The sequence below is a fragment of the Streptomyces sp. NBC_00386 genome (assembly GCF_036063235.1).
Lineage (GTDB): Bacteria > Actinomycetota > Actinomycetes > Streptomycetales > Streptomycetaceae > Streptomyces.
Genome location: NZ_CP107950.1, coordinates 4,112,500 through 4,127,333, shown reverse-complemented (window position 1 = coordinate 4,127,333; position 14,834 = coordinate 4,112,500). Strand labels below are relative to the sequence as shown.

Sequence of the window (14,834 nt, the reverse complement as noted above, 5' to 3'; positions counted from 1 at the left end):
CGCTGAATCGTGGAGAACCTGATTGCGCTGCTGATCGCGGCGCCTCTGCTCGGAGCGGCCGTACTGCTGTGCGGCGGACGGCGGCTGGACGCCGTCGGTCAGTGGATCGGTACCGCGCTCGCGGCCGCCTCCTTCGTGATCGCCGTCGTGCTCTTCGCCGACATGCTGGGCAAGGGTCCCGAGGACCGGACCTTCACCCAGCATCTGTTCAGCTGGATCGCCGTCGGGAACTTCCGGGCGGACGTCGGCTTCCAGCTCGACCAGTTGTCGATGACGTTCGTCCTGCTGATCACCGGCGTCGGCTCGCTGATCCACCTGTACTCGATCGGGTACATGGAGCACGACGAGCGCCGCCGCCGCTTCTTCGGCTATCTGAACCTGTTCCTGGCGGCGATGCTGCTGCTCGTCCTCGCCGACAACTACCTTCTGCTGTACGTCGGCTGGGAAGGTGTCGGTCTCGCCTCGTACCTGCTGATCGGTTTCTGGCAGCACAAGCCCAGCGCGGCCACCGCCGCCAAGAAGGCCTTCCTGGTCAACCGTGTCGGCGACATGGGCCTGTCCATCGCCATCATGCTGATGTTCACGACCTTCGGGACCTTCGCCTTCGGTCCGGTGCTCGGCACCGAGGGACACCCCGGGATCGCCGGGGACGCCACCGAGGGCAAGCTCACGGCCATCGGGCTGATGCTGCTGCTCGCGGCCTGCGGCAAGTCGGCCCAGGTGCCGCTGCAGTCCTGGCTCGGGGACGCGATGGAGGGTCCGACCCCGGTCTCGGCCCTCATCCACGCCGCCACGATGGTGACCGCGGGCGTGTATCTGATCGTGCGCTCGGCCGCCGTCTTCAACGCGGCACCGGACGCACAGCTCGTCGTCACCGTCGTGGGCGGGGTCACGCTCCTGTTCGGTGCGATCGTCGGTTGCGCGAAGGACGACATCAAGAAGGCGCTCGCCGGCTCGACCATGTCGCAGATCGGCTACATGGTGCTGGCGGCGGGCCTCGGCCCCATCGGCTACGTCTTCGCGATCATGCACCTGGTGACGCACGGCTTCTTCAAGGCCGGGCTCTTCCTCGGTGCCGGTTCGGTCATGCACGGCATGAACGACGAGGTCGACATGAGGAAGTTCGGCGGCCTCAGGAAGTACATGCCGATCACGTTCGTGACCTTCGGCCTCGGCTATCTCGCGATCATCGGCTTCCCGGGCCTGTCCGGCTTCTTCTCCAAGGACAAGATCATCGAGGCGGCCTTCGCCAAGGGCGGCACCGAGGGCTGGATCCTCGGCAGCGTGACCCTGCTGGGCGCGGCGATCACCGCGTACTACATGACGCGCGTGATGATCATGACCTTCTTCGGGGAGAAGCGCTGGCAGCCCGACGCCGAGGGCCACGAACCGCACCCGCACGAGTCGCCCAGGTCCATGACGATCCCCATGATCGTGCTGGCCTTCGGGTCGGTGTTCGCGGGTGGCTTCTTCAGCATCGGCGACCGCTTCGTGCACTGGCTGGAGCCGGTCACCGGGCACTCGGAGGGCGACTCGCCCGTGAGCGCCCTCACGGTCACCCTCGCCACCATGGTGCTGCTGGTCGTCGGCGTCGGAATCGCCTACCTCCAGTACGGACGCAGCTCTGTCCCGGTCGTCGCCCCGCGCGGCTCCCTGCTCACCCGCGCCGCCCGGCGCGACCTGTACCAGGACGACTTCAACCACGTCGTCCTGGTGCGCGGCGGTGAGCACCTCACCCGCTCCCTGGTCTACGTCGATCACACCCTGGTCGACGGAGTCGTCAACGGGACGGCGGCCTCCGTGGGCGGCCTCTCCGGGCGGCTGCGCAAGCTGCAGAACGGCTATGCGCGCAGTTACGCGGTCTCGATGTTCGGCGGCGCGGCGATCCTCGTCGCCGCGACCCTGCTGATGAGGGCGGTCTGATACCGATGTCCTTTCCTCTGCTGACAGCGACGGCGGTGCTCCCGGCCCTCGGGGCGATCGCCACGGCCGCCGTGCCGGCCGCGCAGCGCGTCGCGGCCAAGTGGCTGGCGCTGCTGGTCTCCCTCGGCACGCTGGCGCTCGCCGCGGTCACCCTGGTGCGTTTCGACCCCGGCGGCGACCGCTACCAGCTCACCGAATCCCACGCCTGGATCCCGGACTTCGGGGTGCGCTACCAACTGGGCGTGGACGGCATCGGGGTGGCGCTCGTCGCGCTCACCGCGCTGTTGATGCCGTTCGTGATTCTGGCGGGCTGGCACGACGCCGACCCGATGGAGACCGGAAGCAAGCGCTGGCGTCCCACCCAGGGCTTCTTCGCCCTGATCCTGGCCGTCGAGGCGATGGTGATCATCTCCTTCGAGGCCACCGACGTCTTCCTCTTCTACGTCTTCTTCGAAGCCATGCTGATCCCGATGTACTTCCTCATCGGCGGCTTCGGGGACCGTGCCCACGAGCACGGCGACGAGGCGGCGGCGACACAACGCTCGTACGCCGCGGTGAAGTTCCTCCTCTACAACCTGGTCGGCGGCCTCATCATGCTGGCCGCCGTGATCGGCCTCTACGTGGTCGCCGGAAGCTTCTCGCTCCAGGAGATCGTCCAGGCGCGGGCCGACGGCTCGCTGCACATGGCGACCAGTACCGAGCGGTGGCTCTTCCTCGGCTTCTTCTTCGCGTTCGCGGTGAAGGCGCCCCTGTGGCCGCTGCACACCTGGCTGCCCAACGCCATGGGCGAGGCCACCGCGCCGGTCGCCGTGCTGATCACGGCGGTCGTCGACAAGGTCGGCACCTTCGCGATGCTCCGCTTCTGCCTCCAGCTCTTCCCGGAGGCGAGCAAGTGGGCGACGCCCGCGATCCTCGTACTGGCGCTGATCAGCATCGTCTACGGGGCACTGCTCGCGGTCGGACAGCGGGACATCAAGAGGCTGGTCGCCTACGCGTCGATCTCGCACTTCGGGTTCATCATCCTGGGCATCTTCGCGATGACCACTCAGGGCCAGTCCGGTGCGACGCTCTACATGGTCAACCACGGGATCTCGACCGCCGCCCTGATGCTGGTGGCCGGCTTCCTGATCTCGCGGCGCGGCTCGCGTCTCATCGCCGACTACGGAGGAGTGCAGAAGGTCGCCCCGGTGCTCGCGGGCACCTTCCTGATCGGCGGCCTCGCGACGCTGTCGCTTCCGGGTCTCGCGCCCTTCGTGAGTGAATTCCTGGTCCTGGTGGGCACGTTCACGCGCTACCCGGTGGTCGGCATCATCGCCACCTTCGGCATCGTCCTCGCCGCGCTCTACACCCTCGTCCTCTACCAGCGGACGATGACGGGCCCGGTCAAGGCGTCGGTGGCCGAGATGCCGGACCTCAGGGTGCGTGAGCTCCTGGTGGTCGCCCCGCTGATCGCTCTGCTGATCTTCCTGGGCGTCTACCCGAAGCCGCTCACCGACATCGTCAACCCGGCGGTACAGCAGACCATGTCAGATGTACACAAGACGGACCCCCAGCCCGAGGTGGAGGCGGCCAAGTGAGCGCATCAGCCGTCCACAGCCTGTGGACAACAGCCGCGACCGCGGCCGAGCCGATCTCCAAGATCGATGCACCTAAGATCGAATATGGGCAATTGTCGCCCACCCTGATCGTCATCGGTGCGGCGGTCGTCGGGGTTCTGGTCGAGGCCTTCGTGCCGCGCAAGTCGCGTTACTACGCACAGGTGTTCGTCGCCGTCGTCGCTCTGGTCGCGGCCTTCGCCGCGGTCGTCGCGCTCGCGGCGGGCGGATACGGCACCACGAAGGCGCACATCGCGGCGATGGGCGCGGTCGCGGTCGACGGACCGGCCCTGTTCCTCCAGGGCACGATCCTGCTCGCCGGAATCCTCGGCGTCTTCACCTTCGCCGAGCGGCGCCTCGACCCCGAGGCACACGGGAACCGGGTCGACGCGTTCGCCGCGCAGGCCGCGTCGGTACCCGGCAGCGACAGCGAGAAGGCCGCCGTGAAGGCGGGGTTCACCACCACCGAGGTGTTCCCGCTGCTGCTCTTCGCGATCAGCGGCATGCTCGTCTTCCCCGCGGCCAACGACCTGCTGACGCTGTTCGTCGCGCTGGAGGTCTTCTCCCTGCCGCTGTACCTCCTGTGCGCCGTGGCCCGCCGCAAGCGGCTCATGTCGCAGGAGGCGGCGGTCAAGTACTTCCTGCTCGGCGCCTTCGCCTCCGCGTTCACGCTCTTCGGCATCGCCTTGCTGTACGGCTACGCCGGCTCGGTGTCGTACGCGACCATCGCGCACGTCGTCGACGGCACGGTCACGAACGTCGACCCGGCCCTCGCCGGCACCATGGGCAACGACGTGCTGCTGCTCATGGGGATGGCCCTGGTCGTCATGGGCCTGCTCTTCAAGGTCGGCGCGGTGCCCTTCCACATGTGGACGCCCGACGTCTACCAGGGCGCGCCGACCCCGGTCACCGGCTTCATGGCGGCGGCGACGAAGGTGGCGGCGTTCGGCGCGCTGCTGCGCCTGCTGTACGTCGTCCTGCCGGGTATGCGCTGGGACTGGCGGCCGGTCATGTGGGCCGTGGCGATCGTCACCATGCTGGGCGGCGCGATCGTCGCGATCACCCAGACCGACATCAAGCGGCTCCTGGCGTACTCGTCGATCGCGCACGCCGGATTCATCCTCGCGGGTGTCATCGCGACCTCGCCGGACGGTGTCTCGTCGGTCCTCTTCTACCTGGGCGCGTACTCCTTCGTCACGATCGGCGCCTTCGCCGTCGTCACGCTCGTACGGGACGCGGGCGGCGAGGCGACGCACCTGTCCAAGTGGGCCGGTCTCGGACGCAGGTCCCCACTGGTGGCCGCGGTGTTCGCGGTCTTCCTGCTGGCCTTCGCGGGTATCCCGCTCACTTCGGGATTCGCCGGAAAGTTCGCCGTGTTCAAGGCGGCTGCCGAGGGCGGCGCGGGCGTGCTGGTCGTGGTCGGTGTGATCTCGTCGGCGATCGCGGCGTTCTTCTACATCCGCGTGATCGTGCTGATGTTCTTCAGCGAGCCGAAGCCGGAGGGGCCGACGGTCGCCGTGCCGTCGCCGCTGACGACGACGGCGATCGCGGTGGGTGTGGCCGTCACGCTGGTGCTCGGTGTGGCGCCGCAGTACTTCCTGAACCTGGCGAGCCAGGCCGGGGTCTTCGTGCGCTGAGCGGTTCCTCGCGAGGCTCGGGCCCCGCTCCCCCCTCGGGGGAGCGGGGCCCGAGCCGTTCTCAGTGGGCGGTGTGGGCCGTGCCCGCGGAGCCGGTGTGGACCATGCCGGACGAGCCGGTGTGGGCCGTGCCCGACTTGCCGGTGTGCGCCGGGGCGGCCGGGCACTTCACCCTGGGGTTCCAGCGGTCGAACAGCCCGTTGGGGTTCTGCTTCCACAGCCAGACGTGCAGGTCGTAGTGGATCGGCATACCGGGGTAGTGACCCGGCATCGGACCCTCGAACTTCTGGCCGCCGAACATCGACGGCCGGTCCTTGCTGGTCTTCAGGTTCTGGTCCGAGTCCAGGACGATCCACTCGACCCCGGCGAGCCTGCGCTTTCCGTTCTTGCCGTCCTCGAACAGGAGAGCCGAGGGCTTCGCCGGATCGAGTGAGCCGTAGCGGGACTCGTTGAAGTAGTGGTAGCCCATGCTGCCGTGCCCCGCGGGGTCCGAGGAGCACTGGCGGGGCACGTATCCGTCGGCGAGGGCGACCTTCTCGTCGAGGTACTTCACGCTGGCCAGGTACGCCGTGGCCAGATCCCGCAAGGCTTTCGGGTCGGCCGGGCGGTCCGCGGCCGGGGCGGGGCCGGCGGACAGGGCGAGCGACGCGGCGGCGGCTGTCACGAGGGTGATGGCGGTCCGGAGGGGACGCTGGGACATGCGAGGACTCCTAGGGAAACGAGAGAGGCGTACGGACTGCACGGGTCCGTCGGCTGCGGGCCCCCTCCTCCCGCCCGAGCAGCATGGCCCCGGGTCCCGAAGCGCCGCCATGCAAGCGGGGCCAACGGGTTGAACCCCGTGGGGGCGCGCCGCGCGGCGGAGTGAGACGGGACAAGCGCCGATACGTAGGGAAGCCGGTCCCTCGCAGCCTGTGGACAACTCTCGGACTGTCGGCGCGGACCCCTATCGTGGACGCAGTGGTCGAGGCGCGACGTACGGGGGACGAAACGATGGGCGGGACGGGTGTGATGACCGAAGCGGACGCGACGGAGACACTGGGCGGGAGCGAGGCACTGGCCGCTCTCCACCGGGTCTTCGGGTACGGCGCCTTCCGCGGCGAGCAGGAAGCGATCATCGAGCACGTGGTGGCGGGCGGTGACGCCGTCGTCCTGATGCCGACCGGTGGCGGAAAGTCCCTCTGCTACCAGATCCCTTCCCTGGTCAGACCGGGTACGGGCGTTGTGGTCTCCCCACTCATCGCGCTCATGCAGGACCAGGTGGACGCGCTGCGGGCGCTGGGCGTGCGTGCCGGGTTCATGAACTCCACGCAGGACTTCGACGAGCGGCGCGTGGTCGAGGCGGAGTTCCTGGCCGGAGAGCTCGACCTCATCTACCTGGCCCCCGAGCGGCTGCGTCTCGACAGCACGCTGGACCTGCTGTCCCGCGGGAAGATCTCCGTCTTCGCGATCGACGAGGCACACTGTGTGGCCCAGTGGGGCCACGACTTCCGTCCCGACTATCTGGCGCTCTCGCTGCTCGGCGAACGCTGGCCGGACGTCCCGCGCATCGCGCTGACGGCCACCGCCACGCGGGCGACGCACAAGGAGATCACCCAGCGCCTGGGCATGCCCGCGGCCCGTCATTTCGAGGCGAGCTTCGACCGCCCCAACATCCAGTACCGGATCGTTCCCAAGGCCGACCCGAAGAAGCAGCTGCTGTCCTTCCTGCGCGAGGAGCACGCGGGTGACGCGGGCATCGTGTACTGCCTCTCGCGCAACTCCGTGGAGAAGACCGCCGAGTTCCTCGCCCGCAACGGCATCGAGGCGGTGCCGTATCACGCGGGCCTGGACTCGGGCACCCGTGCCGCGCACCAGTCCCGCTTCCTCAGGGAGGAGGGCCTCGTGGTGGTCGCCACGATCGCCTTCGGCATGGGCATCGACAAGCCGGACGTCCGCTTCGTCGCGCACCTGGACCTGCCGAAGTCGGTCGAGGGCTACTACCAGGAGACGGGCCGCGCCGGCCGTGACGGACTGCCCTCCACAGCGTGGATGGCGTACGGCCTTCAGGACGTGGTCCAGCTGAACAAGATGATCCAGGGCTCGGAGGGTGACGCGGCCTTCAGACGCCGGGCCACCGCCCATCTGGACTCGATGCTCGCCCTGTGCGAGACGGTCCGGTGCCGGCGCTCCCAGCTCCTGGCCTACTTCGGCCAGGACCCCGACACCCCGGACTGCGGCAACTGCGACACCTGTCTGACGCCTCCGGAGACCTGGGACGGTACGGTCGCGGCGCAGAAGCTGCTGTCCACGGTGGTGCGCCTCCAGCGCGAGCGGGGCCAGAAGTTCGGCGCGGGCCAGATCGTCGACATCCTGCTGGGGCGCAAGACCGCCAAGGTGATCCAGTTCGACCACGACCAGCTGTCCGTCTTCGGTATCGGTGAGGAGCTGGCGGAGTCCGAATGGCGCGGTGTCGTACGGCAGTTGCTGGCCCAGGGGCTGATCGCGGTCGAGGGCGAGTACGGCACGCTGGTGCTGACCGACGAGAGTGGGACCGTGCTGCGGCGCGAGCGCGACGTGCTGCTGCGCAAGGAGGCGCCGAAACCGGTCACATCCCGGTCGTCGGTACCCAAGGGCGAGCGCAAGGCCAAGGCGGCGGTGGCCGAACTGCCCGCGGAGCTCGTTCCCGTGTTCGAGGCGCTGCGCGCCTGGCGGGCGGAGCAGGCGCGCGAACAGGGAGTCCCGGCGTACGTCATCTTCCATGACGCCACGTTGCGGGAGATCGCCACGGTGTGGCCCACCTCTGTGAAGGAGCTGGGCGGTATCGGCGGGGTGGGCGAGAAGAAGCTGGCGACCTACGGGGAGGGTGTCATCGGGGTGCTCGCCTCGCTCGCCGACGGTACGCCCGCTGCCCCGGGGGACGGCGGCAGACCCGAGACGGCGCCGGTTGCGGCGGCCGCTGCGGCACCGGACCCGGACTGGCCCGAGCTGGACCAGGAGCCGGAGCCAGAGGACTGGATGTAGTCGGCCCGAGGCGGACGACCGGGAACGGGGGCGACGCCCCGCCGGCCCTGCCGACCCCGCCGACCCCGCCGGGCCAGCCAGGCTCCGCGGGGCACGGTGGCCAGGATCCTGGCCACCGTGACACGGACACTCGTTCCCGCCGGGGGACCTCCGCGGGAGCCTCGGCCGAGGTATCCCGAAGGCATCCCCCGAAGGCGTCCCCCGAAGTCTTCTGCCGGAGCCTCCTGAGGGGGCCTGCCCCGGGGAGTCCTACAGGGAGACGGCCGGTGTGATGCGGCCCCGGACCTCGCCGAGGCCCACCCGGGTCCCGCCCGGACCGGGGGCCCAGGCCGTCATGGTGACCTCGTCGCCGTCCTCGAGGAACGTGCGCTTGCCGTCGGGGAGTTCGAGGGCCTCGCGCCCGTTCCAGGTGAGTTCGAGCAGCGAGCCGCGCTCGCCCTCCGAGGGGCCGCTGACGGTTCCGGAACCGTAGAGATCACCGGTGCGCAGGGAGGCGCCGTTGACCGTCATGTGGGCCAGTTGCTGGGCGGCCGTCCAGTACATGGTGGAGAAGGGGGGTTCCGAGACGACGTGGCCGTTGATGGCCACGGAGATCCGGAGGTCGTAGCCGCCCGGCTCCTCGGAGGCGTCGTCGAGATAGGGGAGGAGGGGGTGCGTGCGGACGGGCGGGGCCACCAGGGCGTCGTCGAGGGCGTCCAGCGGGGTGATCCACGCCGACACGGACGTGGCGAAGGACTTGCCGAGGAAGGGTCCGAGCGGGACGTACTCCCAGGCCTGGACGTCGCGCGCCGACCAGTCGTTGAGCAGGCAGAGACCGAAGACGTGGTCGCGGTAGTCGCCCAGGGGCACCGGACGGCCCTGTTCCGAGGGGGTGCCGACCACGAAGCCGACCTCCGCCTCGATGTCCAGGCGGACCGAGGGGCCGAAGACCGGGGCGGCGTCCGCGGGGGCCTTGCGCTGGCCCGACGGGCGGACGACATCCGTGCCGGACACCACGACCGTGCCGGAGCGGCCGTGATAGCCGATCGGCAGGTGCTTCCAGTTCGGCGTGAGGGAGTCGGCGGCATCGGGACGGAAGATCTGGCCGACGTTCCGGGCGTGGTTCTCGGAGGCGTAGAAGTCGACGTAGTCCGCGACGGTGAAGGGGAGGTGCAGCGTCACGTCGGTGAGCGGGTGGAAATGGGAAGCGAGGGTCTCCCGGTGGGCCGGGACGGTCACCCAGGCCGTCAGCGCGCGCCGGACATCGGACCAGGCGGTGCGGCCCGCGGCGAGCAGCGGGTCGAGGGTCGGCTGCGCGAGCAGCCCGGCGTAAGGGGAGCCGAGGGTGCGGGCCGCCGCGCCCGCGTCGAGCACGTGGTCGCCGAGCCGTACGCCGACGCGCCGCTCGGGATCGCCGGCCGGGTCGGTCAGGGAGAACACGCCGTACGGCAGGTTGTGCGGGCCGAAGGGGTCGCCCTCGGGGACATCGAAGGGGGGCATCGGTAGGTGCCTCGCTTTCGGATTCGTACTCGCCATGTGATCCATGCGTTCCACGCGTTTCAATGTGGTCGGGGCACACGTTACGGGGGACTGTCCCCGCTGCGGCAGGGCCTAAAGGGTTTGCAATGTCCGTATTGGTTCCGCGCGGAGCCGGAGGTCCGTGGGCGGCGGGTGCGCCGGACCCGGGTGACGGGTGCCGCTTCTCGGTTCCGTGGCCGCGCTTCACGGACCTGCTCACGGCTGCCCGAGACTGCCCGCGGCTGTCTTGTACGGTTCCGTGGCGTGCCCCCCCCAAGGGGGGAGGAGTTCGCCTCTGCCCGGCCCAACGGGCTTCTCCGCGAACGGACTTGTCGATGTCCGGCCCCGATGGCCGACGTGGTGCGGTACGGCGGTCGAGGTGGTCTTTCGGTGAGCTGGCCTTTGTCCAGGGGGTGTTGGGGAGTTGTGGTCGGTCGTGTGCGGGAAAGTCGGTGTGGACGGAAGTGGAGCGTGGGTGATCCGAAGCGGTCGCAACGCGCTTACCACCGTGCGGTGAACGGCGTTGCTGACGGGATACCGGACGTCGTCCGGTTCAGGCCGGGCCGATGAGTCGTTCGATCCGTATTCTTCGGATCATGGCCGCTCCGACTGCATATTCACTCATCGCCACTGACCTGGACGGAACGCTGCTGCGCGGCGACGACACACTCTCCGACCGGTCACGCGCCGCGTTGGCGAAGGTGACCCGGGCGGGTGCCCGTCATCTCGTGGTCACGGGCCGACCCGCACCGCGTGTGCGACCGCTTCTCGACGAACTCGGCGGCGAGGGACTGGCGGTGTGCGGGCAGGGGGCGCAGCTGTACGACGCCGGCGCGGACCGCATGCTGTGGTCGGTGACCCTGGACAGGGAACTGGCGGAGACGGCGCTCGGCAAGATCGAGGCGGAGGTCGGGCTGCTGTACGCGGCGGTCGACCAGGACGGCGTGGACGGGCTGACGCTCATCGAGCCGGGCTATGTCATGCCGCATCCGACTCTGCCGGCGGTGCGGGTGCCGCGCCGGGACGACCTCTGGGCGGAGCCGATCAGCAAGGTGTTGCTCCGTCACCCCTCTTTGTCCGACGACGAGTTGGCGTCGGCGGCACGGGGAGTGGTCGGTTCGCTGGCGACGGTCACCATGTCCGGTCCCGGCACCGTCGAACTCCAGCCATGCGGGGTGACCAAGGCGACGGGCCTGGCTCTCGCCGCGGCGCACCTCGGGCTCACCCCGGACGCGACGCTCGCCTTCGGTGACATGCCCAATGACATCCCGATGTTCGACTGGGCGGCCCGAGGTGTGGCGATGGCCAACGCTCATCCGGAACTGAAGGCGGTGGCCGACGAAATCACCCTGTCGAACGAGGACGACGGGATCGCGGTCGTGCTGGAGCGCCTCTTCGGCTTCTAGCGGCGCCGACACGCCCGCCCGGCGCACCCACGAACGCACACCCGCCGACACATTCGGAGCGGACCCGCCGCCGCGCCCACGGACGCACACCGGCTGACGCGACCGCAACCCACCCGCCGACGCGACCGCAACGCACCCGCCGACGGGCCGGGAAGGCGCCGTCGGCGGGTGCGGATGAAGACGGGGTGCGGGGTGGGATCAGTAGGCGCCGTTGACGTTGTCGATGGAGCCGTACTTGTCGGCCGCGTAGTTGCAGGCCGCGGTGATGTTGGCGACCGGGTCGTAGATGTTCGACGACGTGCCGGCGACGTGGTACGCCTGGAACGTGGGGTCGATCACCTGGAGCAGGCCCTTGGAGGGGATGCCCGCGGCGGCGTTGGAGTCCCAGTTGTTGATGGCGTTGGGGTTGCCGGAGGACTCGCGTATCACGTTGCGGTGGATGCCGTCGTAGCTGCCCGGGATGCCCGCCTTGGCCATGACGTCCAGGGATTCCTTGATCCAGCCGTCGAGGTTGTTGGAGTACGTCTTGGCGGAGGCCTGGGTGACGGTGGTCGCCTTGGACTTGGCGACGGCGGTGGTCGCGTTCGCCGTGGTGCGGACGGTCGTCGACTTCAGCGTCTTCGTGCCCACGGTCAGCTTCAGGCCCGGACGGAGGTGGGCGGGGTTGTCACCGATGACCGCGCGGTTCGCCGCGTACAGCTTCTTCCAGCCGCCGCTCTTGGGGTACTTCTGCGCCACCTTGGAGAGCGTGTCGCCGGCGACCACCTTGTAGGTGACGAGCTGCACGTTGGGGACCACCGCGGTGTGGGCGGCCTGCGGGGCCTGCGCCGGGGTGGCGGCGCTGGCGCCGGTGGCGCTCACGAGCGGGAGGGCGAGGGCGATGCCGCCCGTTCCGGCGGCGATCATGCCCCGGGTGATGACGTTGGTCTTCTTGCGGCGGTGCTTGGCACGTACGGGCATGACGAAATGTCCTCTCCGACGCCTGCGAGGTGAGCTGTCGGGTTCGGGCGGGAGATGCCCGGCCGCGCTGTGGGCGCGGCTTCACCCCAAGCCGGTCCGGTGTGCCCGGATCGGCGGCTTACCTGTGGTTCCCCCGCTCCTGCCGTGCGTGGGTCGATGGGTTGCCGGGCGGCGGCAGGATTCGGCGATCCGCCCGGGGTCGACCAGAACGTATGCGAGAGCACATGTCCGAAACAAGATGAGATTTGACTGCGAAGATCGCTTTCTCCTGGTTAATGCGTGGGTAAAAAGTCCGATTGCGCCGGAATTGGATCCTCAACTTGCCTTTGGCAAACGGGTTGGGCCGGAGAGGGTGTGCGGCGGGGGTCCGGCTCGCCGGTGACCCAACTCACGAGACCAAAGAGCATCAAGGCGGCATGAAGGGTAATTCGGGCATTGCGCTTGCGGTGGAAGCCGCCGTTGAGCCCTTCGCGGGGTGCTGAGCGGCCCCTGGCGCGGCGGGAATTGTGGCGCGGGACACATCGAGGAGCGCGGCCGCCCGGCGGCGGGAGCGCCGCCCGGACGCGGTCCGAACCCGGGCCGGTGCGCGGTGAAGTGCGCCTCGCCTCACCGGTGTTCGGCACGAGAGTGTCCTGTCGCCGTCCGGCGCGCGGCGATATGCCAGGGCCCGCGCCGTGAGCGGGTGGCGCAGGCCCGGGCCTGGGGCGCGTGTGGATGCGTAGCGGTCCGGGGGAGTGAACTCCCGTGCCGGTGGGCCCAGTCGGCCGGCTGTGCGCGGGCGGACAGCGGGTCCGAGGTGTCGATCGTGTACGTCTCCCGGGCCTCCTCCGTGCATTCGAGGCCGTCGGGGTACACGCGGGTGCCGCCGCGCCCCGGGTCCACCTCGAGGCGCCAGGTCTCCGCGGCCACGTCGCGCAGGGCCAGACGCCGGGGGCGGGGCTCGTCCAGGGTGCCCGAGACGGTCGCGCCGAGGGGTGCGAACTGCTCCGGTTCCTCGAAGGCGACCGAGGCGTCCGACTCCGTTGCCCGTAACGGGAGTTCCAGGACGCTGCCGATCGGCTCCAGGGTGAAGCCCGCCTCCGAGCCCGGCTGGGGCCAGATCCAGGCCGGTACGCGGAGGAGAGGCCCAGCCGGATCCGGTGGCCCACCGGGAACGCGTGGCCGATGGCGTTCAGGTCGAACACCACGTTCTCCGTGGTGCCCGGTTCCCGGGGAACCGCCCGGTCGGGGCCCCGGCGCGCCGAGAGGTTCAGGGCGCCCCGGGTGGCGAGCGTGGACGCTCCGTCCGGGGCGACGTCGCACAGCCGGGCGATCACCTGGCTCCTGGGTGACGCGGACGTCAGCCGCAGATTGACCCGGGGGCGGCCCAGGACCCAGGTCTCCTCCGGCGCCTCGAACTCGAAGCAGGCCGAGCGGGTGTCCTCCTCCCGTTGGTCCGGCGGCAGGCCGGCGTCGTCGCCGGAAGGGAACAGCCGGCCCGCGTCGACCCCCGTGTGCTGCGGGGACCGGACCGGCAGCGGGGCGTCCTGGAGCGCGTACACGACCGGGGTCACCGAGGGTGAGGGCCAGGCCGGGTCACCCACCCGGCGGCCGGGGATCCGCGCGTACACCGTCGCCGGAGGGTGCGCGTCCATCACGTACGAGCGCAGAAGGGGGGACGGAGAGCGCGTCCGTCTCCTCGTCCCTGAGTCAGTGGTCCCACCGGCGCAGCGTCTCCTGGAGGAAGCCGATGGCCGGTCCAGGGGGCAGGCCCCGGTCCGGGTACTGGCGGGACCAGGGGCCGATGAGACCTCGTACGCGATCCGGCGGCAGGTTCCGCACCGGACGCAGCACGGTGTCGCGGTGCGGGTCGTGCCGGACGCCGACCGCGAGGACCGCGGCGCGGATGGCCCCGTACTCCTCGCGGAGGCTGCCGTGGCGCCAGTACGCGTCCCTGGTCCGGTGCGCCGGCCAGGTGTGCGCGGCGGGGCCGATCGCCCCCAGCCGTTTCTCCCACCTGCTCCGCCACATGCCCTCGCCCACGTGCGCGGGGTCCGGCGGGCGGGCGGCGAAGGCGAGCAGTCGGGCCGACCGGGCGTGCGTGTCGAGGGTGAGGACGGAACCTCCCGCATGGTGCACGTCGTTGTCATAGAGGTCGTCGGTCGAGCAGACCGTGACGATCACCTTGAGCGGCTCGGGCGCGCGGGCCGCGATCCGGAGGGAGTCGAAGCCGCCCCAAGCGATCCCGAACATGCCGACCCGGCCGGTGCACCAGGACTGGGCCGCCGGTCAGGAGGCCACCTCCACCCCGTCGTCCGGCTCGTTCCCCGTGTGTTCGTCCCCCGGCATCCCCTCCGAATTGCCGTGGCCGGGCACGTCCACGCGGACGGAGGCGTAGCCGTGCCCGGCGTACCAGGGATGGCACTGCTGGTCGCGCGGGGCTCCAGTCGGTCAGGCGGTACGGGAGGTGCTCCAGGAGCGCGGGTACGGGCTCCTCGGCCGGCGGCCGTCAGATCCGGGCGTACAGACGGGTGCCGTCCGAGAGAGGGATGAGGACGTCCTCGTGAGTGGTCTCGTAAGGGAAGGACGTACGGATGTGCATGAGCGTCACCCCAGAGGACGTAATGCCGGTCATTTCATCGGAAGTCATCGCAAGTCGGTTCACATCATCTGATCATGAACATACAGTCGGTGGTGGGGTGGTGCCCGTGAGCCGGGGTACCCGCCGTTGGGGCACGCAGGTGCTTCCCGTGTGCCTTCCGGGTGTACTCGCACCCACCACCTGGCGGAGCGAAGTGGACCGGGGGACGGTGGGCGCTCGTGGTGATCGAAACGTG

The 14,834-nt window shown here is 69.9% G+C and carries 8 protein-coding genes, 1 pseudogene and 1 riboswitch; of the genes and pseudogenes, 5 read left to right on the top strand and 4 right to left on the bottom strand.

The annotated features are described in order from the left end of the window. Positions 1 to 9: 9 nt before the first annotated feature. Genes nuoL through nuoN form a run of 3 tightly spaced genes read left to right on the top strand, consistent with a single transcriptional unit; the run spans position 10 to position 5,155 of the window. A complete protein-coding gene (gene nuoL / locus OG780_RS18010; protein WP_328449416.1) occupies positions 10 to 1,923 on the top strand; it encodes an NADH-quinone oxidoreductase subunit L in 1,914 nt (637 codons plus the stop codon). Between the two features lie 5 nt (positions 1,924 to 1,928). Continuing rightward, on the top strand, positions 1,929 to 3,500 hold the full coding sequence (locus tag OG780_RS18005; RefSeq protein WP_328449414.1) for an NADH-quinone oxidoreductase subunit M: 1,572 nt from the start codon (positions 1,929 to 1,931) through the stop codon (positions 3,498 to 3,500). After that, complete coding sequence (gene nuoN / locus OG780_RS18000) at positions 3,497 to 5,155, top strand: NADH-quinone oxidoreductase subunit NuoN (protein WP_328449412.1); 1,659 nt, start codon at positions 3,497 to 3,499, stop codon at positions 5,153 to 5,155. Before OG780_RS18005 ends, nuoN begins: the two co-directional genes overlap by 4 nt. Positions 5,156 to 5,216: 61 nt before the next feature. Here the strand turns inward: nuoN and OG780_RS17995 are convergent, their stop codons facing one another. Beyond that, on the bottom strand, positions 5,217 to 5,855 hold the full coding sequence (locus OG780_RS17995) for a hypothetical protein (protein ID WP_328449410.1): 639 nt from the start codon (positions 5,853 to 5,855) through the stop codon (positions 5,217 to 5,219). Positions 5,856 to 6,145: 290 nt separating this feature from the next. On the opposite strand from OG780_RS17995, the gene recQ reads away from it, so the two are divergent. Further along, positions 6,146 to 8,155 carry a DNA helicase RecQ gene (gene recQ / locus OG780_RS17990; protein WP_328458211.1) on the top strand — a complete coding sequence of 670 codons (2,010 nt, stop codon included), beginning with the start codon at positions 6,146 to 6,148 and terminating at the stop codon, positions 8,153 to 8,155. A 249-nt stretch (positions 8,156 to 8,404) separates the two neighbouring features. Here the strand turns inward: recQ and fahA are convergent, their stop codons facing one another. Continuing rightward, the gene (fahA, locus tag OG780_RS17985) at positions 8,405 to 9,634 is read right to left on the bottom strand and encodes a fumarylacetoacetase (protein WP_328449408.1); all 1,230 of its coding nucleotides are present in this window, start codon (positions 9,632 to 9,634) and stop codon (positions 8,405 to 8,407) included. 614 nt (positions 9,635 to 10,248) lie between these two features. Here fahA and OG780_RS17980 point away from each other — a divergent pair. After that, a complete protein-coding gene (locus tag OG780_RS17980) occupies positions 10,249 to 11,058 on the top strand; it encodes an HAD family hydrolase (protein ID WP_326786150.1) in 810 nt (269 codons plus the stop codon). A gap of 198 nt (positions 11,059 to 11,256) precedes the next feature. Here the strand turns inward: OG780_RS17980 and OG780_RS17975 are convergent, their stop codons facing one another. Together OG780_RS17975 and OG780_RS17970 are read right to left on the bottom strand one after the other, a co-directional pair. After that, complete coding sequence (locus tag OG780_RS17975) at positions 11,257 to 12,018, bottom strand: transglycosylase SLT domain-containing protein (protein ID WP_328449405.1); 762 nt, start codon at positions 12,016 to 12,018, stop codon at positions 11,257 to 11,259. A 4-nt stretch (positions 12,019 to 12,022) separates the two neighbouring features. Beyond that, positions 12,023 to 12,183, bottom strand: a riboswitch (cyclic di-AMP (ydaO/yuaA leader). Between the two features lie 441 nt (positions 12,184 to 12,624). Beyond that, a pseudogene (locus OG780_RS17970) lies at positions 12,625 to 14,599 on the bottom strand (CocE/NonD family hydrolase). Positions 14,600 to 14,834: the final 235 nt, after the last annotated feature.

Coding starts and splice junctions, on each gene's coding strand:
- OG780_RS17980 (WP_326786150.1), top strand. CDS start 10,249: ATGGCCGCTCCGACTGCATATTCACTCATCGCCACTGACCTGGACGGA.
- recQ (WP_328458211.1), top strand. CDS start 6,146: ATGGGCGGGACGGGTGTGATGACCGAAGCGGACGCGACGGAGACACTG.
- OG780_RS17975 (WP_328449405.1), bottom strand. CDS start 12,018: ATGCCCGTACGTGCCAAGCACCGCCGCAAGAAGACCAACGTCATCACC.
- fahA (WP_328449408.1), bottom strand. CDS start 9,634: ATGCCCCCCTTCGATGTCCCCGAGGGCGACCCCTTCGGCCCGCACAAC.
- OG780_RS17995 (WP_328449410.1), bottom strand. CDS start 5,855: ATGTCCCAGCGTCCCCTCCGGACCGCCATCACCCTCGTGACAGCCGCC.
- OG780_RS18005 (WP_328449414.1), top strand. CDS start 1,929: ATGTCCTTTCCTCTGCTGACAGCGACGGCGGTGCTCCCGGCCCTCGGG.